The organism is Halomonas sp. KX33721 (genome assembly GCF_001596805.1).
Lineage (GTDB): Bacteria > Pseudomonadota > Gammaproteobacteria > Pseudomonadales > Halomonadaceae > Vreelandella > Vreelandella aquamarina.
Map to the genome: position 1 here is coordinate 1 of NZ_LVIA01000009.1, position 24,769 is coordinate 24,769.

The 24,769-nt window shown below is 59.7% G+C and carries 29 protein-coding genes and 4 pseudogenes; 12 read left to right on the top strand and 21 right to left on the bottom strand.

All coding sequences use genetic code 11. The features are described 5' to 3' along the window. The 4 genes and pseudogenes from A3220_RS17765 to A3220_RS03185 form a co-directional block, all read right to left on the bottom strand. A pseudogene (locus A3220_RS17765) lies at positions 1-672 on the bottom strand (hypothetical protein); the annotation flags it as partial. 408 nt (positions 673-1,080) lie between these two features. Then, positions 1,081-1,254 (bottom strand): hypothetical protein, encoded by a 174-nt coding sequence (locus tag A3220_RS17770; RefSeq protein ID WP_252860411.1) that lies wholly within the window; start codon positions 1,252-1,254, stop codon positions 1,081-1,083. A 147-nt stretch (positions 1,255-1,401) separates the two neighbouring features. After that, the gene (locus A3220_RS03180; protein WP_062373116.1) at positions 1,402-2,055 is read right to left on the bottom strand and encodes a DsbA family oxidoreductase; all 654 of its coding nucleotides are present in this window, start codon (positions 2,053-2,055) and stop codon (positions 1,402-1,404) included. Between the two features lie 28 nt (positions 2,056-2,083). Further along, positions 2,084-2,431 (bottom strand): annotated as a pseudogene (locus A3220_RS03185) (MBL fold metallo-hydrolase); the annotation flags it as partial. Positions 2,432-2,554: 123 nt separating this feature from the next. On the opposite strand from A3220_RS03185, the gene A3220_RS03190 reads away from it, so the two are divergent. Beyond that, on the top strand, positions 2,555-2,800 hold the full coding sequence (locus A3220_RS03190) for a type II toxin-antitoxin system CcdA family antitoxin (RefSeq protein WP_062373118.1): 246 nt from the start codon (positions 2,555-2,557) through the stop codon (positions 2,798-2,800). After that, on the top strand, positions 2,800-3,117 hold the full coding sequence (locus tag A3220_RS03195; protein ID WP_062373121.1) for a CcdB family protein: 318 nt from the start codon (positions 2,800-2,802) through the stop codon (positions 3,115-3,117). Before A3220_RS03190 ends, A3220_RS03195 begins: the two co-directional genes overlap by 1 nt. Before the next feature lie 69 nt (positions 3,118-3,186). Here the strand turns inward: A3220_RS03195 and A3220_RS17775 are convergent, their stop codons facing one another. The 6 genes from A3220_RS17775 to A3220_RS03215 all read right to left on the bottom strand — a co-directional run bounded on the left by A3220_RS17775 (position 3,187) and on the right by A3220_RS03215 (position 5,043). Beyond that, positions 3,187-3,351 (bottom strand): type II toxin-antitoxin system CcdA family antitoxin, encoded by a 165-nt coding sequence (locus tag A3220_RS17775; RefSeq protein WP_269474860.1) that lies wholly within the window; start codon positions 3,349-3,351, stop codon positions 3,187-3,189. Further along, the gene (locus A3220_RS03200; RefSeq protein WP_062373125.1) at positions 3,314-3,613 is read right to left on the bottom strand and encodes a type II toxin-antitoxin system RelE/ParE family toxin; all 300 of its coding nucleotides are present in this window, start codon (positions 3,611-3,613) and stop codon (positions 3,314-3,316) included. The genes A3220_RS17775 and A3220_RS03200 overlap by 38 nt, the downstream gene beginning before the upstream one ends. Next, on the bottom strand, positions 3,614-3,883 hold the full coding sequence (locus A3220_RS03205) for a type II toxin-antitoxin system Phd/YefM family antitoxin (RefSeq protein ID WP_022990375.1): 270 nt from the start codon (positions 3,881-3,883) through the stop codon (positions 3,614-3,616). It abuts the gene before it with no gap. A 215-nt stretch (positions 3,884-4,098) separates the two neighbouring features. Continuing rightward, positions 4,099-4,323 carry a type II toxin-antitoxin system RelE/ParE family toxin gene (locus tag A3220_RS16760; protein WP_252860412.1) on the bottom strand — a complete coding sequence of 75 codons (225 nt, stop codon included), beginning with the start codon at positions 4,321-4,323 and terminating at the stop codon, positions 4,099-4,101. Beyond that, entirely contained in the window at positions 4,311-4,568 is a 258-nt protein-coding gene (locus tag A3220_RS03210) for a type II toxin-antitoxin system Phd/YefM family antitoxin (RefSeq protein ID WP_022992576.1), read from the bottom strand. The genes A3220_RS16760 and A3220_RS03210 overlap by 13 nt, the downstream gene beginning before the upstream one ends. A gap of 178 nt (positions 4,569-4,746) precedes the next feature. Next, positions 4,747-5,043, bottom strand: coding sequence for a hypothetical protein (locus tag A3220_RS03215; RefSeq protein WP_054641812.1), 297 nt, complete (start codon positions 5,041-5,043; stop codon positions 4,747-4,749). A gap of 138 nt (positions 5,044-5,181) precedes the next feature. Here A3220_RS03215 and A3220_RS03220 point away from each other — a divergent pair, with 138 nt between their 5' ends. Next, entirely contained in the window at positions 5,182-5,493 is a 312-nt protein-coding gene (locus tag A3220_RS03220) for a BrnT family toxin (RefSeq protein ID WP_054641813.1), read from the top strand. Beyond that, positions 5,468-5,740 carry a BrnA antitoxin family protein gene (locus tag A3220_RS03225; RefSeq protein WP_054641814.1) on the top strand — a complete coding sequence of 91 codons (273 nt, stop codon included), beginning with the start codon at positions 5,468-5,470 and terminating at the stop codon, positions 5,738-5,740. The genes A3220_RS03220 and A3220_RS03225 overlap by 26 nt, the downstream gene beginning before the upstream one ends. 74 nt (positions 5,741-5,814) lie before the next feature. Here the strand turns inward: A3220_RS03225 and A3220_RS03230 are convergent, their stop codons facing one another. The 5 genes from A3220_RS03230 to A3220_RS03250 all read right to left on the bottom strand — a co-directional run bounded on the left by A3220_RS03230 (position 5,815) and on the right by A3220_RS03250 (position 7,770). After that, the gene (locus A3220_RS03230) at positions 5,815-6,129 is read right to left on the bottom strand and encodes a HigA family addiction module antitoxin (protein ID WP_008174257.1); all 315 of its coding nucleotides are present in this window, start codon (positions 6,127-6,129) and stop codon (positions 5,815-5,817) included. A gap of 14 nt (positions 6,130-6,143) precedes the next feature. Beyond that, on the bottom strand, positions 6,144-6,425 hold the full coding sequence (locus tag A3220_RS03235) for a type II toxin-antitoxin system RelE/ParE family toxin (RefSeq protein WP_054641815.1): 282 nt from the start codon (positions 6,423-6,425) through the stop codon (positions 6,144-6,146). A 138-nt stretch (positions 6,426-6,563) separates the two neighbouring features. Further along, positions 6,564-6,851 (bottom strand): HigA family addiction module antitoxin, encoded by a 288-nt coding sequence (locus A3220_RS03240; RefSeq protein WP_036148342.1) that lies wholly within the window; start codon positions 6,849-6,851, stop codon positions 6,564-6,566. Positions 6,852-6,861: 10 nt separating this feature from the next. Continuing rightward, positions 6,862-7,140, bottom strand: a complete 279-nt coding sequence (locus A3220_RS03245; RefSeq protein ID WP_008174254.1) for a type II toxin-antitoxin system RelE/ParE family toxin — start codon at positions 7,138-7,140, stop codon at positions 6,862-6,864. Positions 7,141-7,254: 114 nt separating this feature from the next. Further along, positions 7,255-7,770, bottom strand: a complete 516-nt coding sequence (locus A3220_RS03250) for a hypothetical protein (RefSeq protein ID WP_062373128.1) — start codon at positions 7,768-7,770, stop codon at positions 7,255-7,257. Between the two features lie 137 nt (positions 7,771-7,907). Here A3220_RS03250 and A3220_RS03255 point away from each other — a divergent pair, with 137 nt between their 5' ends. Together A3220_RS03255 and A3220_RS03260 are read left to right on the top strand one after the other, a co-directional pair. Beyond that, on the top strand, positions 7,908-8,129 hold the full coding sequence (locus A3220_RS03255; protein WP_062373131.1) for a hypothetical protein: 222 nt from the start codon (positions 7,908-7,910) through the stop codon (positions 8,127-8,129). Next, positions 8,122-8,412: a type II toxin-antitoxin system RelE/ParE family toxin gene (locus A3220_RS03260; protein ID WP_062373134.1), complete on the top strand. Its 291-nt coding sequence runs from the start codon at positions 8,122-8,124 to the stop codon at positions 8,410-8,412. Before A3220_RS03255 ends, A3220_RS03260 begins: the two co-directional genes overlap by 8 nt. A 238-nt stretch (positions 8,413-8,650) precedes the next feature. On the opposite strand, the gene A3220_RS03265 is transcribed toward A3220_RS03260, so the two are convergent. The 6 genes and pseudogenes from A3220_RS03265 to A3220_RS03290 all read right to left on the bottom strand — a co-directional run bounded on the left by A3220_RS03265 (position 8,651) and on the right by A3220_RS03290 (position 16,889). Beyond that, entirely contained in the window at positions 8,651-9,517 is an 867-nt protein-coding gene (locus tag A3220_RS03265) for a hypothetical protein (RefSeq protein ID WP_062373138.1), read from the bottom strand. Beyond that, positions 9,514-10,791, bottom strand: coding sequence for a hypothetical protein (locus tag A3220_RS03270; protein WP_062373140.1), 1,278 nt, complete (start codon positions 10,789-10,791; stop codon positions 9,514-9,516). The genes A3220_RS03265 and A3220_RS03270 overlap by 4 nt, the downstream gene beginning before the upstream one ends. Further along, positions 10,788-11,417, bottom strand: coding sequence for a hypothetical protein (locus A3220_RS03275; RefSeq protein ID WP_062362328.1), 630 nt, complete (start codon positions 11,415-11,417; stop codon positions 10,788-10,790). Before A3220_RS03275 ends, A3220_RS03270 begins: the two co-directional genes overlap by 4 nt. After that, positions 11,414-15,074: pseudogene (locus A3220_RS18250) on the bottom strand (ATP-binding protein). The gene A3220_RS03275 and the pseudogene A3220_RS18250 overlap by 4 nt, the downstream one beginning before the upstream one ends. Positions 15,075-15,177: 103 nt before the next feature. Beyond that, the gene (locus tag A3220_RS03285; protein ID WP_062373144.1) at positions 15,178-16,200 is read right to left on the bottom strand and encodes a histone deacetylase family protein; all 1,023 of its coding nucleotides are present in this window, start codon (positions 16,198-16,200) and stop codon (positions 15,178-15,180) included. Continuing rightward, entirely contained in the window at positions 16,197-16,889 is a 693-nt protein-coding gene (locus A3220_RS03290) for a GntR family transcriptional regulator (protein ID WP_062373147.1), read from the bottom strand. The genes A3220_RS03285 and A3220_RS03290 overlap by 4 nt, the downstream gene beginning before the upstream one ends. A gap of 212 nt (positions 16,890-17,101) precedes the next feature. Here A3220_RS03290 and A3220_RS03295 point away from each other — a divergent pair, with 212 nt between their 5' ends. The 6 genes and pseudogenes from A3220_RS03295 to A3220_RS03320 all read left to right on the top strand — a co-directional run bounded on the left by A3220_RS03295 (position 17,102) and on the right by A3220_RS03320 (position 24,756). After that, positions 17,102-18,658 carry an ABC transporter substrate-binding protein gene (locus A3220_RS03295; RefSeq protein WP_062373148.1) on the top strand — a complete coding sequence of 519 codons (1,557 nt, stop codon included), beginning with the start codon at positions 17,102-17,104 and terminating at the stop codon, positions 18,656-18,658. 61 nt (positions 18,659-18,719) lie between these two features. Then, positions 18,720-19,696: pseudogene (locus A3220_RS03300) on the top strand (ABC transporter permease). Further along, a complete protein-coding gene (locus tag A3220_RS03305; RefSeq protein ID WP_016914894.1) occupies positions 19,693-20,526 on the top strand; it encodes an ABC transporter permease in 834 nt (277 codons plus the stop codon). The pseudogene A3220_RS03300 and the gene A3220_RS03305 overlap by 4 nt, the downstream one beginning before the upstream one ends. 9 nt (positions 20,527-20,535) lie before the next feature. Continuing rightward, on the top strand, positions 20,536-22,188 hold the full coding sequence (locus A3220_RS03310; protein WP_062373150.1) for an ABC transporter ATP-binding protein: 1,653 nt from the start codon (positions 20,536-20,538) through the stop codon (positions 22,186-22,188). 35 nt (positions 22,189-22,223) lie between these two features. Then, positions 22,224-23,606, top strand: coding sequence for an FAD-binding oxidoreductase (locus A3220_RS03315; protein ID WP_062373153.1), 1,383 nt, complete (start codon positions 22,224-22,226; stop codon positions 23,604-23,606). Positions 23,607-23,631: 25 nt separating this feature from the next. Beyond that, on the top strand, positions 23,632-24,756 hold the full coding sequence (locus A3220_RS03320; protein ID WP_062373156.1) for an aminotransferase class I/II-fold pyridoxal phosphate-dependent enzyme: 1,125 nt from the start codon (positions 23,632-23,634) through the stop codon (positions 24,754-24,756). The last annotated feature ends 13 nt before the right edge of the window (positions 24,757-24,769 follow it).

The window sequence follows — 24,769 nt, forward strand, 5'->3', positions numbered from 1 at the left end:
GCTAATGAAGTAACGGCCTGCTGCATCCTTGGATACCGTCACTGTGCTCGGTGCCGCAGGCAGGTCGCGGCTCCAGCGGATGTTTAGCGGTTCACGGCACTTGGCGAGCGTGATCTGCCCGTCACGGTACGAAAATGCCGAACTGGCAAAGGTGGCTGACTGCCGGTGCTTCTTCGATTTAAAGCTGGGGTACCGCGCCCGCTTGGCAAAGAAATGCTTGAACGCACTTTGTTGATGGCGCAAGCATTGTTGCAGTGGCACCGAACTAACCTCGGCTAGAAAGGCGGTGTCCGGCTGCTTCTTTAACTGTGTTAGGAACGCGCTGGCATCGTTATAGCCGATCTTTTCCTGACGCTGATAAAACGCCTGTTCCATGGTAAACCGCGTGCCCAGCAAACCTACGCAGGCAATGCCCTGGCGTTGCAGCACCTGGGCCGTGGCATCGGCGATATGCAATAGCGGAATGGAGACCGCCGCTGCCAATATCTCGGCAGTCGCCTGCCAGTTACCCTGATGCTGCAGCGCCTCTATCTCGGCAAAATCCGCGCTGTACAGCACCACCCTGGCAGAGTGCAGCCCGCCCAGCGCCGTGCGCACATGCTGGTTGACGAGGCGGTAGTAGGTTTGAGTGGACTCCCAGCTCATGCCGCCGATCAAGCCGATGGTTTTCATGGATGCACTTCCACCTTCTGGTCACAAGAAAGAGAGTGTATTGCGAAGGCAGCAGACAAGGCTCCGGACTCTATCAGAGGCTCACATGCTTACCGCCATCCGGCACTTCGCAGTTTTAACAGTAGCGCCCATAACCGGCTGCCCCCCGCTGAGCTTAAAAGCAAAACGGCTCCCACGACCACAGAAGTCCCCCCACGCCCTAACAAGTAAGCGCTAGCGTTTGGCCGCTGTTGCGCGAGAAACTCCCCCAACAGCACCGTGCCAGCAGCGATAAAATAAATACCCATGAGCGCTGTCCCCACCGCCATGCAGGCCCGGGGGCTTACCAATACACCTGCCCCTTGCGGCACCAGCCATCGGCTCAATGCCTCACGCCACAGAATAAGACTCAGCCCGATCAGAGTATTGCTAAAAAAAATGCACAAACTGAGCCATCAATACGCTTGAAGAAATGTCCTCTTGGCCAGCCAGAGCGATCAACAGAGAAACGGCGGCATCCGGTAGTGGACGTAGTGCCATCCATAACCCCAATAGCGCCAACAAACTAGCCATCAGCGGGCGCACTTGCATCCTTTGCATCATGACTCCCTTACTCGTTGCATTGTTGGCTGTGAAAGCTCCATCTGGCTACTCCAGATCTCCGGTAAACACGACTGTCAGCCAGCAGCGCAGACCTTCGTCGCCCACCGGATCCCGATACCACATACTTCAGGCAGCGCTTTTCACACATTAGCCGCTGGCGTTCTCTTCAGCCACCTGACGCAGCGCATCGACCAGCACATCGGTGGGCTGGGCGCCGGAAATCAGGTAGCGGCCATCGAGAATAAATGCAGGCACGGCACTGACGCCCATGTCCATAAAGCGCTGCTCGGCTTCACGCACTTCTTCGGTGTACTGATCGGAGCGAGCGATGGCCTCGGCGGTGTCGCCATCCAGCCCCACCTCGATAGCTTTTTCGCGAAGCACCAAGGGGTCGGCGGGATTTTTCGCCTCGCCGAAGTAGGCCTCGAAAAGCGCCAGTTGAAGCGCCGTTTCCTGATGCTGCGTGCCGGCCCAGGCCAGCACACGGTGCGCGGCGAAGGTGTTGTTCGCTCGGCGCTCCAGCGCGCCACGGAAATTCAGGCCAAGCGCTTCGGCGGCAGCCATGATCTCGCGCTGGGACTGTTCCATGGTGGCCGCGTCCTTGCCGTACTTGCGGCATAGATGCTCCAGAATCGGCTCGCCCTCGGGCGGCATGTCCCGATTCAGTTCGAAAGGCTGCCAGACCAGCTCGACGTCGATCTCGCCCTTGAGTGTCTCTAACGCCTGCTCCAAGCGTCGGTAGCCAATGGCGCACCACGGGCAGGCCACATCAGATACTAGGTCGATTCTTACCTTTTGCATGGGGTATCTCCTTTGGGTTCATTCATCTGAATTCCAGCGCGAAGAGCAGGCAAAGCTGGGTGACCGCACAGGTGGCTTCCAGCCAGGTTTGGATACCCTTGGGGGCCACAAGGGGCAGCGGCGCCGTGCGCCCACCCATGGCCGCACTGGCCAGAATGCCCGGCAGCCCGTAGCAGTGGTCGCCGTGCACATGGGTAATCAAAATGGCCTTCAGCGAATGAAACGTCAGCTTGGTGTGCAACACCTGATGCTGCGTGCCCTCGCCACAATCGACCAGATACCAACCCTTGCCCTTGCTTTCATGCAAAGCGACGCCAGACACGTTTCTTGTTTTGGTTGGGACTCCGGCGGAGGTGCCGAGGAAGAGTAGGTTCATATCTGATTGACGAGTCAACAATGAGCTTGAAGGGATGGCGTTCGAAGCAACGAGGCATGCTTGAATGCGCATTTCCATGCGCATAAAATCAGACTATACATCAAGAGCCACCAGGAGGCGACGATGGCCGAACTCTACGATGCAGCCGCACCCAAAAAAGCAGCGAATCTCTCCATCAATAGCGACCTGCTGCGCAGGACACGTGAATTGAACATTAACCTGTCTGCCACCCTGGAGCGAGCGCTGAAAGAAGAGCTTTCCCAATGCGAAGCGCAGCAATGGGTCGAAGAAAATCGAGCTGCGATAAAAAGTTATAACGATTTTGTCGAACGACACGGATGCTTTGGCGACGAATTCAGGGAGTTTTAATGGCACAGTTCGACGTATACCCCAACCCAAGCAAAACCAGCAAAGCGCACTACCCCTACCTTGTGGATGTTCAAAGCAGTTTGCTAAGCGAACTGACCACCCGCATCGTCATCCCGCTGGGAAACCGTTCCGCCTTCGGCAACGACACCATGCAAGGACTCACTCCTGAAATCAGCTTTGGCGATCAGGCGCTATTGCTGTTAACGCCACAGATTTCGTCGGTGCCTGAAAAACATCTACGGAATCCCATCGGCTCTCTCTCGCATGTTAGAGACCTAATTATCGGGGCTCTGGACCTGGCGATCACCGGCTTTTAACACTGGCAGGATGCGGCAACCTCATGGAGGCAAAGCCATCATGTTAGACGCTCATGCCGAAGCGGGCCATCAGAATTGACGGTGCCGCGCGAGAGGCAAACCGTTAGCTTCAACGTATGCGTTCGAACTTGCCAGAGCTTTGGCATTCTCTTTCAGCCACTTCTCCTGTTTATGCCGTTTCACAGCCTCCGCAATGTTATGTTTCGTTTGCTGGTAATTCGAGCTGCCTCTCACTCCGCCAGACTCGTATAAGCAGAACCTCTTTAGCCTGCCTGAGATAGACAACTCGAAACGGCGCGTGAATCAATTCACGAATATGATCCATGTTGAATTCAGGAACAACTCGGCCAGCATCCGGGTGGATTTGAAGCATTTCACAGTGCTCTAGGATAGCAGCCACGAAATCATCACCGATATGTGGCACATCCTGCTCTTTGTAATACTCCTGAATAGCCTGTAAGTCCTCGAGAGCAGACTGTGCTAAGCGTAGTTCCATTTACTTGATACCCAACGTTTTCTTGGCGTCCTCCAACGATACGGTGTTGCCCTCGCGAACATCCATAAGCCCCCGCGCCACCGCCTTTACAAACCTCAATTCCTCTGCGGTTCTCTCATAATCCTCGAGCCCCTGAACAACAGCTATGCCGCGGCCACGGCTGGTGAGCAGGATTGGACGATGCGTGTCCTGCGCTCGACCAACCACCTTTCCGGGATTGATTTTAAGGTCTGATAGAGGAATGACATCCTCGGAAAATTTCACTTGCATAGTGATTACCCAGCCAACGATTTGGTGCCATTAATAGCACCAGTTAACAGGTGCAGTAAAGAAACATAACGCCGAAGCGCACCGGTGACTTTGACGTAGCGAAGCGGAGACAAAGGCATCCCAGTGACGCGCCTGGTTAGCTGTTCCCAAGCATGTACGCCCGAAGCTGTCGCTCCTCTCGCATAACATAGAGAATGAGAACTCGCTGATCATCCTCACGATAAAAAAATGCGACACGGTGGAACCACTACCTCCCTGTATACTGAATTAGGGAGTTCTGGAGGAATCCGTCCGGATTGGGGAAAATCTTCCAAACGCTCGGTCTTATCGAAAACTTCCTGGACCAGATGACTTGCGGCAACAGGATTATCCAGAGCAATGTACTCAGCTATGGCATCCAGTTCTTGAAGGGCAGGCTCCGTCCAGATTACTTCAGCCATTTACTCATTTTCTCCCTGGCCTCACTTTGGCTGTACGTTCTTCCCTCAAGTACAGCACGCTCTCCCCGTGATAGCCCCTCAAGCAGCTCAAGTCGGCGCTGCATAAACTCATAATCCTGCACATCGACAAGATATGCCGATGGCTGACCATGCTCCGTGATCAGTATCGGCTCCTTAGACAAGTGCAGATCTGCCAGAATCTTTGTGGCTTGGCGCTTGAGGTTCGTAACAAGCTCAACTTTCATGGGCTCACCCTAAATCAGACTAATAGTGACACTATAGTATCACTCTTCAGGTGGGGCAATCACAGCTAACGCGAAACTAAGCGGTGCCCTGACAAGGGCATCCGGTGGACGGCCGTCAGGCCGGGAACGTACTTGAGCGACTGGTTAGCACTGCTCAACTAAATACCTGTGACCCAAGTCAAAATGGTATTCCGTTCTCATCTTCTGTTTCACTTGATTCCGTAGACGGCTCAGAACCAAAAAGATCGTCTTCAATCGGCATCAGCTCCCATAGCTCGTTCTGGTGGAGCCATACCGGATCAGCATTCTCCTCAATGAACTGGTCTACAGGCATGCCATCCACAGTTGGTGGCCGCTTTATTCTGGCTTGCTTACCGTTCATAAAGACCCACTGGTACTTCCTTTGCCGATCTGCTTGCGCGGCTTTCTTTGCACTCTTTTGGGCCGGAGTGAGCTGTTTCTTAACTTTTGCCATAGCTAAACTTTGTTGGTGCGTACCGCTGCAGCATGCGCGCCCACGAAATGGAGCCGAGGGCGCAATGTAGTGGGCGTCGCCGTGCCTGCATTGGTTAGCACTTGTTGACGCCTGCGTATATGCTGATAATATACTTTTATGATCAATTGGGCACAAGTTACTGGCTTTGACTGGGACGAAGGCAACTCCCGAAAAAACGTGGAGAAACATGGCGTAAACCAGTCCGAAGCGGAAGAAATTTTCTTTAATGAGCCGCTTCTGGTGTTGGAGGATTCCAAACACAGCCAGACTGAGGCCCGTTTTCATGCTCTTGGTGAAACAGATGACGAGAGATTGCTCCACATCACGTTCACACTGAGGCAGAACGGTACGCTGATTCGGGTGATTTCCGCTCGCGACATGCACCGAAAAGAGAGGGCTGTTTATGAGCAAGCCAAAAAAGATGCCTGAGTTCAAAACTGAAGCAGAAGAACGGGAATTCTGGGAAACTCACGATTCCACCGACTACCTGGATTGGAGCCAGGCCAAGCCGGCATCGTTCCCGAAGCTGAAACCATCAACCAAGACCATCTCACTCCGGTTGCCGGAAACTCTGCTTGATCGGATCAAGATCGAAGCCAACAAGCGGGACATGCCTTATCAATCGCTGATCAAGGCTTGGCTTGCGGATGATGTAAACGACAGTCGTCGGACATGAGGTGCTAACGCCCACCATCACCGGTGACAAAACCAGAGCGAAGCGGAGGTTTTGGCATCCGGTGCATGGCTTGGTTATGCAGCATGTAGCGGCTTGATTCGATCCACTTCTTCCTTGACCGACTGCGCAGCAGTCCAAAGATCAACAGACCGCTGTGCGTTCAGCCAGAATTCTGGCGAGTTACCAAACAAACGCGCAAGCCTGAGCGCCATTTCAGGGCTGACAGCACGGCGTTCCCGCAATAGTTCATTCACTGACTGACGAGAGACACCCAAAGATTCGGCCAACCCCGAAACCGTCAGACCATAGTCCGGAAGAAAGTCTTCCCTCAGCATTTCGCCAGGATGAGTCGGTTTGCGCTGCATGCCAGCAGTATTAAGAATAGCCATGGTCATCACCTCACTCAGTGGTAGTCACACACTTCGACTTCATACGCATCGCCACCTTCAAAACGAAAACAGATACGCCACTGATCATTGATTGAAATTGCGTGCTGCCCCTGCCTGTTTCCCGACAGTGGGTGAAGGCGATTGCCGGGCGGCACTTTCAAATCCTCAAGCTGTACGGCCAGATCCACGTATTCAAGTTTTCTAGCGGCTCTCGGTGCAACATCCGCAGGAAATTTCTTTGACTTGCCCTTGGCGTAGAGTTCTTGGGTTCGTTTGTCAGCGAAGGATTTGATCATGAAACAAAGTGTATTTCGTCACGTGACGCTTGTCAACGAGACGAAGGAATGACTGCATAACGCCCGCCATCACCGGTGACAGAACCGCAGCGAAGCGGAGGTTTTGGCATCCGGTGCATGGCCTGGTTATGTGCTGCCTCAGGCTGCAACAAGCTTCTTCACGTTGAGCTCTTTGCGATGTTGTTCAGCATGCCAAAGTTCATATTGGGACTGCTGATTTAGCCAGCTTTCTGCCGAGGTATCGAAAGCGATAGAGAGCCGGATCGCCATTTCTGGACTAATGCCGGCCTTGCCATTCAACACGGCACTCAGCGTTTTGCGGCTAACGCCCAATGCCTCTGCTGCTGCTGTGACAGAAAGGCCAAGGGGCTCAAGACAAAGCTCTCGCAGCACTTCACCCGGGTGCGGAGGGTTGTGCATTAACATTGGCGGTACCTCAGTGATAATCTTCGTAGTTCACAATCTCGGCATCTCCGTCTTCGAACCGGAAGGTCACTCGCCAGTTACCGCTGACGGTCACTGACCAGATTCCGGCACGATTGCCAGAGAGCTCATGCAAGCGAAGACCGGGTAAGTCCATATCTTTGGCATTCGATGCTGCATTCAATCTACCGAGAATTAGCCGAAGCCTCTTTTCATGAGCGGCCTGAATCCCTGCAGTACTGCCGGACTTGAAGAATTTTGCCAAGCCCTTGTGTTTGAAGCTTCGAATCATTCCTTGAATGTACCCTGTAACGTATCAGGTGTCAAAGCGCATAACGCCTAGCTCAGCCGAGGGAGGCCGCATTGCGGCCTGACGTCGGCTGGAGCGACGTGTTAGGACGGTTATTCATAGTTTCTGTTTGACGAAATCAATGTGGTCTAGCACGAACTCTTGGATCAACCCTGATGCCGCAACAATATGAACCATGTGACTACGGGCGCTTGACTGAGTGACACACTCAAACGCATGCATCAGGAGCGTTGCCGCAGGATTACCGCTACTGGATTCATTTGGGCTGAAGAGTAGCGGTAGCATCGTGTTGTATTCGGCAAAGCGACCTTGATATTCGTTTACTACTTGGTTGAACGAGACATCCTCTCTTGAGGATGGAATGCTCTTGGCAAGGATATTCCGAGTGAAGCTATCCAAGATTTCTTCTCGATTCGATTGCTTACCAAACCGCAAATAAACGAATGTCATTATCGTTGCAGCAAAGTAAGTCAATTCCAATCGGCGGACAGTAGAGTCCTCGCAGCCGACCTCCTCCAGGAAGAGCCTATACAAGACGGACTGCCCTCCAATGGTCTGATTGGTCAGAGCATCAGCAATATCTGGTTCTTTGCGCTTGAATAAATTAAACATGTGAAAGTCCTAACGCCGTGCTTTGCGGCTGCTTTGTAGCGTCAGCGGAAAAGCAGTCCGACAACAGCGCCTTGTTACAACTTGCTTCAATTGTGGCACATTGCTACAATTTAGAAAACTCAACTTCGGAGGTTCAAATGGCTACGAACAGCATTCGCTTAGATCAAAAACTTATTGAGAAGGCTACTATTATAGCCAAAGCGCTTAATCGAACTCCGCCCAAACAAATAGAGCATTGGGCAAAAATCGGCGAGATGATGGAAGACAACCCTGACTTACCCTACGAGTTTGTAAGGCAAGCCATCATCGCGCAGGCCGAGCGAGACGCCGGAAAGCTAGAGGCCTACGACTTTGGTTAAGGCTAGCAGTGTATTACAAACCCCTACATTCAAGAAAGCGGTGAAGAAGCTCAAGTCCAACCAGAAAAAAGACCTTGATTTGACCGTTAAGGACTTAATGGCCAATCCCAACATTGGTGAGCAGAAGAAGGGGGATTTGGCCTTTCTGCGAGTCCATAAGTTCAAAATGAATAAGCAGTTGACGCTGCTGGGTTACAGTTTTGATGATGGTGCTCTTGTCCTTGAACTGATTGCCCTGGGGTCACACGAAAACTTCTACCGCGACCTAAAGCGGAAGAAATGATGTTGTAACAGTGCTTATACGGAACGCTGTATAACCCCAATAAACGCGCGCGCTCATTCATTGAGGTTATGTAGCCAGCTCCATCGACCCTATCCCACTGATTCGCCTGAAGGCAAAGGGAAAATAAGCGGCATATTCAGATTCGCATGCTGGCGCGTTTTGCTTTCCCCCCTGCGTACCGCAAGAAAAGCACTGCACGGTTGATTCTCTCAGCCAACCCCAGCCAAGAAGCAATCCGCTAACCAACCCCCACCGCCACCAATTCCCCCTCAAACCACTGCTGTTTGAGGCCGCGCTGTTTTTCCAGCAGCGTGAGGTAGGGCCTTAGTGGGTGTTGGGGCGGTAGGCTGACGTGGAGTTGGCGCAGGCGCCGTTGGTAGGGGAGCTGCCCGGCGGGCTGGTGCAGGGGGGTGGCGTGTTGGGTGAGCCACGCTATGTCGGGGAGCAGCAGGTGCGTGGCGCCGCTGTCCAGCGCGAGGGTGACACCCTTGGCGTCGAAGTCGCCTGCGTAGAGGTGCGGCCTGCGGGTTTTGCGCCATATCTCGGCCAGGTGGGCGAAGCCGCCGCCGTAGTGGCTGTCGCCTCGGTAGGCGATGAGCGGCTGGGCGTAGCCGCTGAGGGCGCTGATGTTCGGGTTGAAAGCGTAGAAGCTGTCGAGGTTTTCCACCTGTACCAGCGCGCCGAAGGCTCCTAGCGTGAGGTGGCGAACGTCCACGTCGCGACTGCAGCGCGGCTCGCTTGCAAGCCCTGGGGTAGGTTGCGGCGGCAGGCTGAGCAGTATGCGCCAGGCGCGGGGGCTTTCGCGGGTGGCTTTGTCTTCTTCCACGCCCTCTTTGGCCTGGGCGGCGCTGCTCAGGCCGCTGAGCGGGCGGCCCAGCGGGGCGAGGTGGGCGCTGGCCAGAACGCTATCGATCTGTGCCAGCAGCTCGGCATCGAAGCGCAGGGCCTGGCTGGAAAGCCGCATGCCGAGGTCGATATCCTGCTGGCGGCACCAGGCCACCACGTCTTCCACCCACTGGCGGCGGGGCTTCTCCACCGTGGGCTGGCGGAGTAGTTCGCGGGCGACGCCGTTAAGGCCGTTGCGTGCGCGGCTGGGCAGGTTCATACCGCCACCGCCAGGGCCACATCGTGAATCAGCCGCAGGTCATTAAAGGTGCTGGCCTTGCTCTCCTCTTGCTGCAGGCGGAAGGCCTGCTGTTCGCTGCGCGGCAGCCCTTGGTACTCGGCGATTACCTGGAACAGCCAGATTTCATCTGCCCACTCTAGGCCGCTCTGTTGTAGGTAGGCCAGGGCGCTGACCGGTTCGGCGGGCGGCTGGTCGAGCACCGCGAGGTAGAAGTGTTCGACGTCCAGCTTGAGCGCCTGCTGGCGGGCGGCGGCCAGGCTCTCTTCGGCGGGTTGAACGGGGTTGGCGACCGCGACGTTTTGTGCGGCGTGGCGTGGGGCGGGCAGCTCGTGCAACAGCTCGGCCAAAACGCGGGTATCCAGGGCGTGGTCCAGCGCGGGGGCGGCGGCGGGGTTGAGCGGTGCAGCGCGGTTGAACAGCGCTGGCACCTCACTGCGCTGGGCGTAGTTGCCGGGCACAAAGCCCGGGTGTTCGCGCAGGAAGGCGGCCATGCCGGTCATCAGACGGCTGCGGGCCTGCTGCTTGCGGAAGCGGGCCATGAGTTCGATCAGCCGCCGCTGCACTTCCCTCAAGCTGGTGTAGTGGTGGCTCAGGCGGTTCTGAAGCTGGCTGATGAGCAGCTTGCGCAGGCTGCCGTCGCTACCCACCAGGGCGATCAGCTCGTCGAAGTCGATCAGCGCGAGGCCATCGAGTAGCCGCACGATCTGCTTTTGGGCGCGGTCGTTCTCGCGGATCTTGTCGTTGAGCTGGCTGACGAAACCGAAATCGCTGTTGAGCCGCTGCCACAGGCTATCGATGGCGTCGGCGAAACGGCCGTTGAGGCCATCCACCTCCTGGCGCAGGCGCAGTAGCTGCTGCTCCTGGCGCCAGTGTTCGCCCTTGCTGCGGGCTTCTCGGTAGCTATCTACTTGGGTACGAATCAGCTCCAGGGTTTCGGCCACGTCGGCATTGACGTGGCGGCGGGTTTCGTCGGCGAGCATTTCGGCGATCAGGTCGCGCACCTTGGGCGAGAGTTTGACGCCGCTCTGCTCGTCGGGCCGCCATAGCACCCGGGCGGCCAGCAGCTTGCGCAACGCGCCGTCGCTCAGGCCTTCCAGCGGTACGTCGTCGCGGGTGTAGGCCTGCATCAGCCGTTCGGCGTGCTTGCCCAGCAGCGCCAGGCGTTCTGCGCCAGTTTTCAGCAGGCGGCTCTCCAGCTCGCTCACGCCACTGCCCACCCCATTGCCTAAAGCACTGTTCTCACGCCGACTCACAGCAGGGCCTCCTGCGTGCCGGTGTCCTCGTCGGCATCGATGGGCAGATTCTCTTCGTCGCGGATGAAGCGCACCACGTCCACCAGGTAGTCCATCTTGCCGGTCACCACGAACACTTGGCGTTCGCTGTGGGGCTGCATCAGGTAACCGTGCTCTTTCAGCCGTTTGAAGATCTGCTTCACCTGGGCATCCAGCTGGTCGCTCTGGGAGCCAAAGAAGTTGTCCGTGGCTAGCCGTTCCAAACGCTCGCGCAGGCTCTGGTTGTCTTCGCACTTGGCGCTGAACTCGGCGGGTTTGAGCACGTCGCCAGGGGCGGCCAGGGCGTCGCGGCCCAGCGCTTCCTGCACCAGTTGTAGCCACTCCAGCATGGGCAGCAGGCTGTTGACGGTGTCGGCGAGCTGGCGGGAGAGCTGCTCCCGCGCCGTGTCGCTGAGCTGCCGCCAGGCGAGATAGTAGACGCTGGCGTCTTCGTTGCTGGCCAGCCGTCGGTTGAGCGGGCGCAGGTAGGCGTCGATGGCCTCGCGGGTCTCTTCGTTGGCCAGGTGCCGGTAGGCGTTGTCGTCGCTGACGGCGCAGACGAAGTCACCTGCCAGCAGGCGTTCGAGCAGGGGGCCGTGTTCGATCATGCGCTCACCTCCTGTTGGCGCTGCTTGATTTTCTGCGCCAGCGCGCTGAGGCGTGGCTCGATACGCTTGAGCTGACGCTGTTGCTGGGCGTCCCGTTCGATGAGGTAGCGGTTGGCGAACAGCAGCAGCACGTCGGATTCCGGGTTGGGGAAGGCCCCGACGATATGGATGCGGTTGCTGTCGCAGGCGTCGAACAGTTTTTCGACGTTGTGGTAAGCCAGGGTGCCGATCTCATCAATCGGCCAGTGGATGGCGATGTGCGCATCGCCACGCAGCAGGCGGGTAAAGGCGAGCAGGAACTTGCACAGAATCAGATACGCCATGCCGTGGCTGGAGGACTCCAGCAACTGGCGGTCGTTCTTGATCACCAGGTCCGTGCCGCCTTCGTTCAGGTGCAGCTCCAGGCGCAGCAGGCTTTCGAAGCTGTACTGCTGGTCGCTGCGCAGCAAATCGACCACGTCGGCCAGGGCGTTGAGGTAGTCGTCGCTGGGCAGCGTCTGGCCGGACTCCCGCCACGCCTTGTAGCGCTGGGCGAACAGTTTGAGCGGCTCCCAAAAGCCCAGCTCGTCAATGGTGGACTGAATGCGCACTTCCGCCTTGGTGATGCCTTCCAGGCGCAGGTCGTCGGCGACCTCTTCCGAAAGCCGACGGCTCTGGGCGCTGATGCGCCGGTTCAGGTCGCGGAAGACGATGAAGAACTTGTCCAGGTCGTCGCTGAGGTTGCGGCCTTCCTGAATCAGCTGCTGCTGTTGGTCTTCCAGCAGTTTGAGCATGCCGCGTAAAAGCGGCAGTAGTAGCCGTGGGCTGTCGCTGGGCAGCTTGTCGCGCTCGCTTTGCAGGGCATCGGCAAAGCCGCTGCTGGCGTCCTTGATCAGTTGGCTTTCGACGTCCAGGCAGCCTCGGCGCAGTTGCTCCAGCTGCTGGTGGCGGCTGGCCAGGGCCTGGCGGGTGCGTTCGATGCGTTCGTCCACATCGCCCAGGCTGGCTTCCAGCAGCGCGCCTTCGGCCACCAGCTCCAGGCTTTCCAGCTGGTTGAGCAGCGGTGTCAGGGCTTCCAGGGTGCCACGGGCGCTGTCGCGCTGGGCCTTCAGGTCGCTCACCGCCTGCTGGTGGGCCTCTCTGGCGGCGTGGAAGGCGTTTTTCAGATGCGCTTTGTCGCGCTTGAGCTGTTGGTCGCGCTGGGCCAGCTCGGCCTCTTCCGCCACCAGCTGGGGTTTGTGCTGGCCCCACTCGATGCGCATGAAGCGCTGGTACTCGGCCAGCTCCTCCTGGCGGGCAGCGGTTTTGCGAATGCACTCGTTCTGCGCTTCCAGGCGAGTTCGCGTGGCCTTGAGCTGGGCGGGGTCGACGCCCTGTTCGGCCAGCTCCTGGCTGAAGGCCTCTTCCAGCTCGGCGCGCTGGCGCTGGTGTTCGGCGTTGGCATCGCTAAGCTGCTGTTTGTAGGTGCGTAGCTGGGCATCGAGGCTATCGAGCTGGCTCTGGGCGTCGGCCTTGAGCTCCAGCAGTTGGCCCTGGTGGGTTTCGGCCAGCTCGGCCAGGGCGTCGCGCTTCTCGTCGCGCAGCTCGGTTTGGGCCTGCTCCTGGCGGGCCAGGGCGGCTTCGATGTGGGCACGGCGGGCTTTCTGGCTTTCCGCGTGGCGGGCCTGCTGCTGGCGGCGCGCTTCCAGGGCGTACTCCACTTCCTGCTCGGCGCGCTGATGGGGCCAGGCGAGCGGTGTCCTGGGCGTCATCGGCCTGCTGTACCCGCTCGTTGTGCTGCTTAAGTGCCTTTTCAGCGGCGGTGCAGGCGGTGTGGGCACGGGCCTTGGTGCTCTCGGCTTCCTCGATGGCGGCCAGCAGGCTGGCTTCGTCCTGGGCGTAGTCGGGCAGCGCGATGGCGGAAAGATCCAGCGCCAGGCCGAACAGGTCGTCGCTGGCGTTGTCGGCCAGTTGGGGGGCGAGGTCGCGGCGCTCCAGCAGTTCCGGGGCGATCACCTTACCGAGCTGCTGTTCCCAGCCGGGGCGGTGGTAGCGCAGGAAGTGGCGCAGGCTGCCCTGTTCGGGGGTCTGCTGCTGGTAAAGGGTGTAGCAGTGCTGCTCGGCGCGCTCCCGCTGCTGGCGGCACTGCACCAAGTGCTGTTCGGCGGCGTCGCGTTCGCGCTTGTGGGCTTCCAGCTCGCGGCGCAGCGCTTCCAGGGTGGCCCCGGCCGCGCTGCGGGCCTGCTGGGCGTCGTCCAGCCGCGCCTGGGCCAGCTCAGCCTCCTGGGCTTCTTCGCGGGTTTGGCTGGGCATGGCGAGCTGCGCCTTTAGCTCGGCCAGCTGCTCGACGCCTAGCTCCAGCTGGGCCTGATACTCGCTCTCCAGCCGCTGGCGGGCCTGCTGGTAGCGCTCGTTATGCTGCTGCTCGGTTTGCCACTGCTGCTCGCGGCGCTCGGCTTTCTCCTCCACCAGCGCGTCGATCAGTTCCTGGTTCTCTTGAGTCTGGCGGGCGAGGTTTTCCGAGAGTTCGCGCAGTCGGCCATCCAGGCGCGCCTGGCTTTCCTTCACTGCGTCCTGCATCACTTGCAGGTGTTGCTGCAGCTGGTCGCGCTGTTCGCGCCACTGGGGCAGCGCGTTGATGTCCCGCTCCAGGCCGGGCATGTCGGCCTCAGCGTACTGCTCGAAGCGGGTTTGCAGGTCGTTGAGGCGGTGCTGGGCGTGCTGCAGCTGGCTTGCCACTTCGCTGTGCTGGTCGTTGAGCGCATCCCGCCGTTCGCCGTAGGCCTGCTCTTCGGCCTGAAACTCCCGCTGGTGGCGGTTGAGTTCGCCTTCCAGGTCGGCGACCTGCCGCTGGGCCTGTTCGCGGTCGGCGGCCAGCTGGGGTTTGAGTTGCCACAGGGTGGTATCAAGCTCGGCCAGTTCACGGTCGATGCCGGAGAGTTTGGCCAACGCGGCCTGCAGCGGCTCCAGGCGCATGGATTGGCGCATCTGGTGAATCCACTCACGGGCCTTGGCACTACGAATGCGAGTAACCGGCAGCTCGACGCCGTCCTCTTCGAAAATCGCCGCCAGCATGGTCTTGAGGGTGTCCATCTTGCCCTCTTTGGCATGCACCGCCGAGACCAGCTTTTCGATATGGCGAATGCGCCGCTCGGGGTTGACCAGGCTGAACTGGGCGGCGATCTGGCGCAGCTTCAGGCCATCGCGGCTGTTGCCGTGGAGCTGGGTAAAGTCGTTCTGGATCACCGAGCGGAACTCGGAAGTGGCGCCCAGCTTGGGCGACACTGGCGTGCCACTGCGGCGCAGCCCGCTGGCCCACTGGGTGTAGTCCAGCGCCAGCGGTCCCTGCTCGGTCTCTACCAGGTAGTCTTCCGGGCGGTAAGGCGCGCCGACGAAGCGATACTCCACGCCGCCTTCCTGCTTGCGGGTCAGCACCGCCTGGCACACGTTGCCTGCTTCGCGGCGGTATTCGTATACCAGGTAGCTGTTGCGGTTGGGTAGGTAGAACGCGTCGAACTTCATACGCGTTTTGGGCACTACCTTGTTGGGTAATTCGCCGTAAAACACCGGCACCAGCCGCTGTAGCGTGGTTTTACCGGAGGCGTTGGTGCCGCAAATATTGGTGTGGCCGTCCACACTGAGTTCGACCACGCCGTTCAGGTGGCCGTGAATCATCACGATGCGTAGCAGATGCGCCATGCCGTGTCCTTGATCGTTTAACGTCCGAAAACGCTATCTTGCCAGACACCTCCAGCGCTTGTCTTACTCTTCTCGGTGAAGCGGCTGGAATGTGGTAGTACGATCAGCGGCGCATCAGCAATCCTTCAAAAAAGCTCACCGCGTTGGCTTCCAGCCCTTCCAGGTAGTAGCCGCCTTCCTGTACCACCAGGGTGGGCACGTTCAGCTCTGCTACCCGTCGGCCAAGTTCCGCAAACCCGGCGGTAGAGACGGCCACTTTGGCTTGAGGATCGCGCTCGTAAATATCGAATCCTAGCGCCAGCACCAGCGCGTCGGGCTCAAATAGACGGATGGCCTGGCAAGCGTCCGCCAAGCGCTCGAAGAACACCGCTTCTTTTGATCCGTGCGGCATGGGCAGGTTGAGGTTGTAACCCAGCCCGGCGCCTTCCCCGCGCTCCTCCTCGAAGCCGGAGACCCCCGGGTAGAAGTTGGTGGTATCGCCATGGATGGAGATATAGAGCACATCGTCGCGCTGGTAGAAAATGTTTTGAATGCCCTGGCCGTGGTGCATGTCCGGGTCGAGCACGACGATGCGTGGAAACCGCGAGGTAAGATGTTGTGCCGCAATGGCGGCGTTATTGAGGAAGCAGAAACCACCCGCGGAATCGATGCTCGCGTGGTGACCCGGCGGGCGAGACAAGGCATAGGCGAAAGGCTCTCCGGCCAGTAACGCCTTGGCACCCGCTACGGCACTTTGCGCCGACCAGTACGCCGAGTGCCAGGTGTGCTGCCCCACCGGCGCGCTGCCATCGGCCAGGTAGCGCGCCGCTTCGGCCAGAATGCCGCGCAGTGCGTTGGGCGAACGCACGAAGATATTGGAGGTCACCTCCTCCCCCCAATCCTCGCCCACCGCCTGCCAGCGCCGATGGGCGCTTTCCAGAAAACGCAGATAGGGCAGCGAGTGCACGGCCCTGATCGGCCCCACGCCGTGATCCGCAGGGCTCCGAATATCAAAGCCCAGCCGCTTGGCAGCGGCCAGCAAGTGTATGGCGCGTTCGGGCACTTCTTGAGGCGTGCGCATTTTGCCCCGGGAGAAGTAGGTCTGTGGATGATGAAGCGCCTGATCCGCGTGAAAGAACGTCTTCATGGTAAGGGGGCTCCGCTGTCGCTCACCCCTTTCACCACGAAATCGCGGGCGACGCCGATGTGGTAATCGATGGCATCGCGGCACGTGGCCGCCTGGCCACTGGCTAGGGCATCCAGCAGCTTGAAATGACTGGTGGCGATGGTGTCGGGGGCTTCGTGGGTCTTGGTGATGAGCGTGATACAGAGCCGCAGCTCGTGGGTCAGGTTATCGAAAGCGCGCAGCAGCCGCTCGTTGCCTGCGTAGTGCAACATGAGGCGGTGAAACTGCAGGTCTTCCTCGATACGGCGCGTCCCGTCGTTACTGGCGGCCGCCTCGCACAACACCTCTACTTGTTGCTTCAATGCGCGCTCAGCCTCGCCGCTGTAACGCTCGGCCAAACGCTGGATGGCGTGTCGCTCCAAGCACAGCCTCAGATCGAAGACATCTTCAAGTTCAACGGCATTCAACGCCCGGACGAAAAACCCCCGCCGTGGTTTCGAGATCAGCAGGCCGCGACTCTCCAGCAAACGTGCTGCTTCACGCACAGGCGCACGACTCACGCCCAGGTCCTTGGAAAGCTGGACTTCTGACAGGCGCTCGCCGGGTAAAAAGTGCTGCTGAATAATCGCTTGCGTTAAGTAATCGGCCACCTGCTCGACAAGGTTATGCTGCTGAATGTAGGTATTGGGTGCTGCTAGCGGAGGGGCCATAAAGTGCACTCTCGATCATTCATATACTGCTCAGTATGACAAAAAAGGGCTCTTTGTCGACGGCCGATTGACGACTGTCGACAGTTTAACCAAGCACTGCTATGGTCAAAGAGGACCTCCAACAAACATCACAATCGGTCTCTACCGTCACGCCTCGCTCGCCTAACGACGACGTAAACACATTACGTGCTAATAACCTAGGAGCAGGAAACATGAAGACACCACTGGCTTTGGCCATCACCGCTGCAGCGCTTGCCCTTTCCACCGCCGCCACGGCACAAGAGCCTCAATCGGGCGGCACCATCGATACGATCATTCAGCCTGAACCGCCGGGCTTGGTGCTGGGCATGATTCAAAACGCCCCTACCCGCACCGTCGCGGGCAATATCTATGAGGGGCTACTGCGTTACACCACGGATTTAGAACCCATGCCGCAGTTGGCCGAGTCGTGGGAGGTCAGTGACGATGGGCGCACTTACACGTTTCATCTTCGGGAAGACGTGACCTGGCACGACGGTGAACCCTTCACCGCCGATGACGTAGTGTTCTCCGCCGATGTTTTCCACCGTGAGTTGAATCCCAGCGCGCGGGCCGTGTTACAGCATGTGGAAAGCATCGAGGCCACCGACGACCACACGGTGGTGTTTACCCTGACCGAGCCCTTCGGCCCCTTCCTGATCTCGTTCGAGGCGGGCACCTTCACCATGGTGCCCAGGCACTTGTACGAAGGCACCGACTTCCGCAATAACGAGCACAATGACCACCCGATTGGCACGGGGCCGTTCAAGTTCGCCAACTGGGAGCGTGGCACGGTCATCGAGCTGGTCAGAAACGACGACTACTACGAAGAGGGCCTGCCTTACCTGGATGGGGTCAACTGGCACGTGATTCCCGATGGCGGCTCTCGGGCCGTGGCCTTCGAGAATGGCACCATCGATGTCCTGCCCAGCGGCACCGTGGAAAACTTCGATATTCCGCGCCTTTCGGCTATGGATAACGTCTGCATGACCGAACAGGGCCATGAGTATTTCAGCCCCTTTGCCATGTTGTGGATGAACAACCGGGAAGGCCCCACCGCCGACAAGCGCTTCCGCCAGGCCGTGATGTACGCCATGGACCGCGAATTTGCCCGCGACGTGCTCTGGAATGGGCTGGGCAATGTACCGCTGTCGGCCTTTGGTTCGAATGCCAGCTTCCAGTATGACGGCCTGGAGCCCTACGACCACAACCCCGAGCGCGCTCGGGAGCTGCTGGCAGAAATGGAGTACGACGGCGAAGAGATCACCATTCTACCGCTGCCTTACGGCGAGACCTGGACTCGCTGGGCAGAAGCCGTGCAGCAGAACCTGCGTGAAGTAGGCATCAACGTCCGCACCCAGGCCACCGACGTGGGCGGCTGGAACCAGCGCCTGGGTGACTGGGATTACGACCTGGCCTTTACCTATCTTTTCCAGTACGGCGACCCTGCGCTGGGCATTTCACGTACCTACCTGTCTGACAACATCGCCAAGGGCTCCCCCTGGAATAACGTTCAGGGTTATGAGAACGAGCGGGTAGATGAGCTGTTCAATGCCGCTGCCACGGCGTTTCCTGATGAGGAGCGCGAAGCCCTCTACCGTGAAGTGCAGGAAATTCTGCATGAGGATGTCCCGGTTGGCTGGCTGATGGAGCTTGGCTTCCCCACCCTTTATCGCTGTGATGTTCAGGACCTGGTGACCTCAGGGGTCGGCGTGAACGATGGCTTCAAGGATGCCTGGCTGGACCGCTAGGTAGGTGCCACCCGGGCCGCCATGGCGACCCGGGTGTTTCAGCTATGTCAGGAATATGCTCATGTTATATGCCCGCTTGATCGTCATGCGGCTGTTCAAAGCCGTGATCGTCCTGTTTTTGATCGTGATCTTCAACTTCTTCCTGATTCAGATGGCCCCCGGCGACCCGGCGGCCATTCTGGCCGGGGAAGCCGGTGCCGCCGACCAGGAGTTTCTCGACCAGCTGCGCGTGCGCTTCGGCCTCGACCAGCCTATCTACGTGCAGCTATGGCGCTACGTCTCTGGCATTGCCATGCTGGATTTTGGCTACTCCTACCGGCTGGGCACTCCCGTCTTCGACCTGATCATGGCGCGCTTGCCCGCCACGCTGCTGCTCACCGGCACCGCCTTTGTGCTCTCGCTGGTACTGGGCATCATTGCCGGTTCCATGGCGGCGGCCAGAGCCAAGAAACCGTCGGGCTCGCTGATCATGGCGCTGGCGCTGGTGTTTTACGCGACGCCGCTGTTCTGGGTGGCGCTAATGTCCGTGGTGGTGTTCTCGGTGTACCTGGGCTGGCTGCCTGCCTATGGGTTGTACACCGTGGGCGCTGGCCATACCGGGCTGGCCCTGGCGCTGGACGTGGCGAAACATCTGGTGCTGCCTGCCACGACCCTAGCGCTCTTTTTCATGGCGATTTATACCCGCATGACGCGCACCTCCATGCTGGATGCCGCTCAGCAGGACTATGTCAAAACGGCCCGGGCAAGGGGCTCAAGCCGGGCGTCATCCAGCGCCGCCATGTGCTCAGGAATGCGCTGCTGCCGATCATCACGCTGGCGGGCCTGCAGGCCGGGCAAATGGTGGGCGGCGCGATCCTCACCGAAACCGTGTTCGCCTGGCCCGGCATCGGCAGGCTGATGTTCGAAGCGCTGCAACAGCGTGACTACAACCTCTTGCTGGGTATTTTCTTCTTCTCTGCGGCGCTGGTGATCGTGTTCAACATTCTCACCGATCTGGTGTATCGCCTGGCAGACCCACGCATCAAGGGGGCCTCATGAGCTTTTTTGCACGTTTCGCCCAGAACCGCGGGGCGCTGGTGGGGCTGGTCATCCTGCTGGTGATCATCGCCATGGCCCTTCTTGCCCCGCTGCTGTTTCCCGAATCGCCCTGGCGCATGGTGCAGCGCCCCTTCCTGCCGCCGTTCTCGCAAGAGGGGTTCCCCCTGGGCACCGACACCATGGGCCGCAATGTGGCGGCAGGCCTGATGCATGGCGCCTGGGTATCGCTGCTGATTGGCCTGGTGTCCACCAGCGTGGCGCTGCTGATTGGCGTGCCGCTGGGGGCCATTGCCGGGTATTACGGAGGCTGGATCGATGACGTGCTGATGCGCATCACTGAGTTTTTCCAGACCATCCCCAACTTTGCCCTGGCCATCGTGCTGGTGGCCATCATGCAGCCCAGCGTGACCTCCATCGTGCTGGCCATTGCCCTGGTGAGCTGGCCGCCCGTGGCCCGCCTGGTGCGGGCGGAGTTCATGTCGCTGCGCCACCGGGAGTACGTCGAGGCCGCTCGGCTGGTCGGCCAGTCCAATACCACCATCATCCTGCGTCAGATCCTGCCCAATACGCTCTCGCCCATCATCGTGCTGGCCTCGCTCATGGTGGCCACGGCGATTCTGCTGGAGTCGTCGCTCTCGTTTCTGGGGCTGGGCGACCCGAACGTCATGTCCTGGGGCTACATGATCGGTGCCGCGCGTACCGTGATTCGCCAGGCATGGTGGCTGAGCTTCTTCCCTGGCGTGGCCATTCTGCTGACCGTTCTGGCACTCAACCTGGTCGGTGAAGGGCTGGACGATGCGCTGAACCCCAAACTTTCCCGTGAGCGTTAGGAGCCTGCCATGAACGATGTCGTGCAACCCGCTGGCCAGGACGATGCGCCCGCCGTACTACAGATCGAAGGCTTGAGCGTGGCGCTGCCCAAGGGCGCAGACCGGCCGCTGGCGGTGGAGAATGTCAGCTATAGCGTCAACCGTGGCGAGATCATGTGCGTGGTCGGGGAGTCCGGGTCGGGCAAGTCCATGGCCGCCAACACGGTCATGGGCCTGCTGCCCAAGGGCGTTCGCCCCGTGCAGGGCAGCGTCACGTTCGAAGGCCAGAACCTGCTGGCCCTGAGCGAAAAGCAGCACCGAACGCTGCGCGGCCTGAAGATCGGCATGATCTTCCAGGAGCCAATGACAGCGCTGAACCCCTTGATGCGCGTGGGCGCACAGATTGCCGAAGTGTTCGAGGCCCATGGCCAGCTCAGCCCCCGGCAGCGCCAGGCGCGGGCGCTGGAACTGCTGGTGGAAGTGGGTATCCCGCAGCCAGAGAAGGCCATCAGCGCCTACCCCTTCGAGCTTTCCGGCGGGCAGCGGCAGCGGGTGATGATTGCCATGGCGCTGGCGCTAGAACCGGTGCTGCTGATTGCCGATGAGCCCACCACGGCGCTGGATGTCACCACCCAGGCGCAAATACTGGCGCTGATTCGCGACCTGCAGCAGCGGCGCGGCATGGCCGTGATGTTCATCACCCACGACTTTGGCGTGGTGGCCGAGATTGCCAGCCGCGTTTGCGTGATGCGCCACGGCAAGATCGTCGAGCTGGGCGACGCCCGCTCGGTGCTGAAAAACCCCCAAGACGCCTACACCCAGGCGCTGATTGCGGCCATTCCCAGCAATGCGGTGCCGCCCCACCGCGACATCGGCCAGGTCGCGCCGCTGCTGGAAATCAAACGGCTGCAAAAAGTGTTCCGCTCGCGAGGCGGCTGGTTCAAGCCTGCCCGCGAGGTGCATGCGCTGAATGACGTATCGCTCACGCTCGCCCGGGGGGAAACCGTGGGCATCGTGGGGGAGTCCGGCTCGGGGAAATCGACTCTGGGCCGCTGCGTGGTGCGCCTGGAGCATCCGGATAGCGGCGAGCTGCTGTTGGACGGCGTCAACCTCTCGCAGCTAAAAGGCGACGCGCTGCGCCGCGAACGCCACCGGGTGCAGATGATCTTCCAAGACCCCTACGCCTCGCTCAATCCGCGCACCAAGGTGGGCATGGCGATTGCCCAGGGGCCGATTGCCAACGGCACGCCAAAGGCCGCAGCGCTGAAACAGGCAGGCGAGCTGCTCGACATGGTGGGACTGGGCGCCAGCGCCGTGGAGCGCTATCCCCACGAATTCTCCGGTGGCCAACGTCAGCGAATCGGTATTGCCAGAGCACTGGCGCTCAACCCGGAACTGATTGTTGCCGATGAGGCCGCCTCCGCGCTGGATGTCTCCATTCAAGCACAGGTTCTGGAGCTATTGGAGGAGCTGAAACAGCGCCTATCTCTTTCGCTGCTGTTTATCACTCACGATCTTCGCGTTGCTGCCCATATCTGTGACCGCATCGTGGTCATGCAGCACGGCCGCATTGTCGAGCAAGGTAGCGCCGAGCAGATTTTTCTCGCCCCGCGTGAAGCCTATACCCAAGCACTGCTCAAGGCCATTCCAGGCCGAGAAGCGCCAGTGGCGGCGACAGCGTGAGTTATCGAATGGACAAGCTAGGCGAAGGAACACACATGCAAATAACCCTAGAAACGCTGCGCGCCATCGTCGGCGCGCCTCATGTATTGATCGGCGACGATGTGAGCAGTCGGCGTGTGGACTGGATGACGGGCGCGCCCTGCCAGGCAGGCGCGATAGTCCGCCCAGCGAATACCGAGCAGCTTGCGGCGGTGATGCGTGCCTGCTACGAGTTACGGCAGCCGGTCGTCACCCACGGCGGCTTAACGGGCTTGGTACACGGCGCGGAGGCGAGCCCCGATGAGCTAGTGATCTCGCTTGAACGCATGACCGCCATTGAAGAAATAGACCGCGTGGGCGGTACGCTCACCGTACAAGCGGGGGCACCGCTGCAGCGTGTTCAGGAAGCCGCCAGAGAGGTGGGTCTGCAGTTCCCGTTGGATTTAGGCGCGCGGGGCAGTTGCACCATTGGCGGCAATATCGCCACCAACGCTGGGGGCGTGCGGGTGATTCGTTACGGCATGATGCGCCAACAGGTGCTGGGGCTAGAGGCCGTGATGGCCGACGGCCGGGTGGTCAGCTCCATGAACCGGATGCTGAAGAACAACGCCGGGTTCGATTTAAAGCAGCTCTTCATCGGCAGCGAAGGCACGCTGGGTATCGTTACCCGCGCCGTGCTGCGCTTGCAGCCCCCGACGCCTTTTGAACAAACCGCCATGGTGGCCTGCCCCTCCTTCGACGCATTGACGGGGCTGCTCAGCCAGATGGGGAAAGCGCTGGGCGGCAGCTTGGGTGCTTTCGAAGTCATGTGGCAGAATCACTACCGCTTGCTGACGGAAACGCTTGGCCGCCACATGGCGCCGATTGCTCCTGAGCACCCTTTCTATGTGATCACCGAATCGCTAGGCAGCGATGCCGAGCGTAACGCTACCCAGTTCAGTGAAGCCCTGGAAAGCGCGCTAGAGAGCGGGCTGATCGTCGATGCTGTCTTGGCGCAGTCGAGCACCCAGCGCGACGGCCTATGGGCGATACGCGAGGATATCGAAGGCCTGGTCAAAGGCCTTGCCCCCGTATTGACCTTCGATATCAGCCTGCCGATTGCCGAGATGCAGCGCTATACCGATGCGCTGGAAGCGCAGTTAACCAAGCGCTGGCCTGACGCTCGGCTGGTAGTGTTTGGCCACTTAGGCGATGGCAACCTGCATATTTCCGTGAGTACAGGAAGTGCCGAGCTGTCGGTTCGCCGCGAAGTAGAAGCCATGGTTTATCAACCACTGGCCGCACTGGGCGGCTCGATCTCTGCCGAGCACGGTATCGGCCTGGAGAAGCGCCCCTGGCTAAGCACCTGCCGCTCTAGCGCGGAAATCGAACTGATGCAGACGCTAAAGCACGCGCTTGACCCACACCGACTACTGAATCGCGGTAAGATTTTAAGCTAACCACTTTTATATTTAGGATTCGCCCATGTCCTCGCATACAACGCCCCGCTACCCCGCGCACCTTACAGGCGAAGGCCCCCACAACCCTTTCCCGGGTATCAAAGTATTGGAGCGGAAACTGGGCCGGGAGCTTCCCCATCGGCTGGGCTCTAACGAGGGATTAGACATGCCGCACCGTGCCCTGCGGGAGCACTTTGGCGACGCGGTGGCACAGCACGTGTACTGCTATGGCGATGCAGAGGCCTTGGGAGTGCGCCAGCGCTTGAGCGCGCAGCAGAACATTCCGCTGGAGCATCTGCTGGTGGATGCCGGTGCCGATAGTCTGATCGCCCTGGCGCTGCGCACTACCTGCACGGCGGGCGATGCGGTGGTGAGCACCGCAGGCACCTACCCTACCTTCGGTTACTTCGCCCAGGGCCAGGGCTGCCACTTGATCGAGCCCAGCTACCATGAAGCCCCCGGCGTGCTCGCCCCGGATTTAGAAGCGCTGGCAGCCGCCGCCCATCAAGAAGAGGCGCGGTTGGTGTACCTGGCGAACCCCGACAATCCTAGCGGTCACCTGCATAGCGATACCGCGATTCTCAAGCTGCGCGAGGCGCTGCCGGAGGCGTGCTGGCTGCTGCTAGACGAGGCCTACGGCGATTTTCGTGACGACGCGGGCAGCGAGTTTCTCGGCAAAGCGCTGCCGGGGGTGATTCGCCTGCGTACGCTCTCCAAAGCCCACGGCCTTGCCGGGATGCGTATTGGCTACGCGATTGCCGAGGCTGACGTGCTGGCGATGATGATGAAAGTGCGTATTCACTACGCGGTGTCGTCGTTCACCCAGGCCGCGGCTGAAGTCGTGCTCGATCACCCCGACGAAGTACGCCAGCACATTGAAGCAGTGAAAGCCCGCCGCGAGCAGTTGGCGCTGCACTTTATTGGTTTGGGGGCCGACGTGCTGCCCAGCGCGACGAACTTCGTCGGCATTCGGCTACCCAGCGCGGAGTTGGCGGCAGCGGTGCATCAGGAGCTGTTGGCCGAGGGCGTGCTGGTAGCCCGCCTCGCCCACCCGGAATTGGCCAACGTGATCCGGATTACAGCGGTCGAGGACGCGTTAGCGCCCGGCAGATTGGCCGCGCTGGAAAAAGCGCTTCAGCAGCACGGCTAGCATCGCCTGCCCC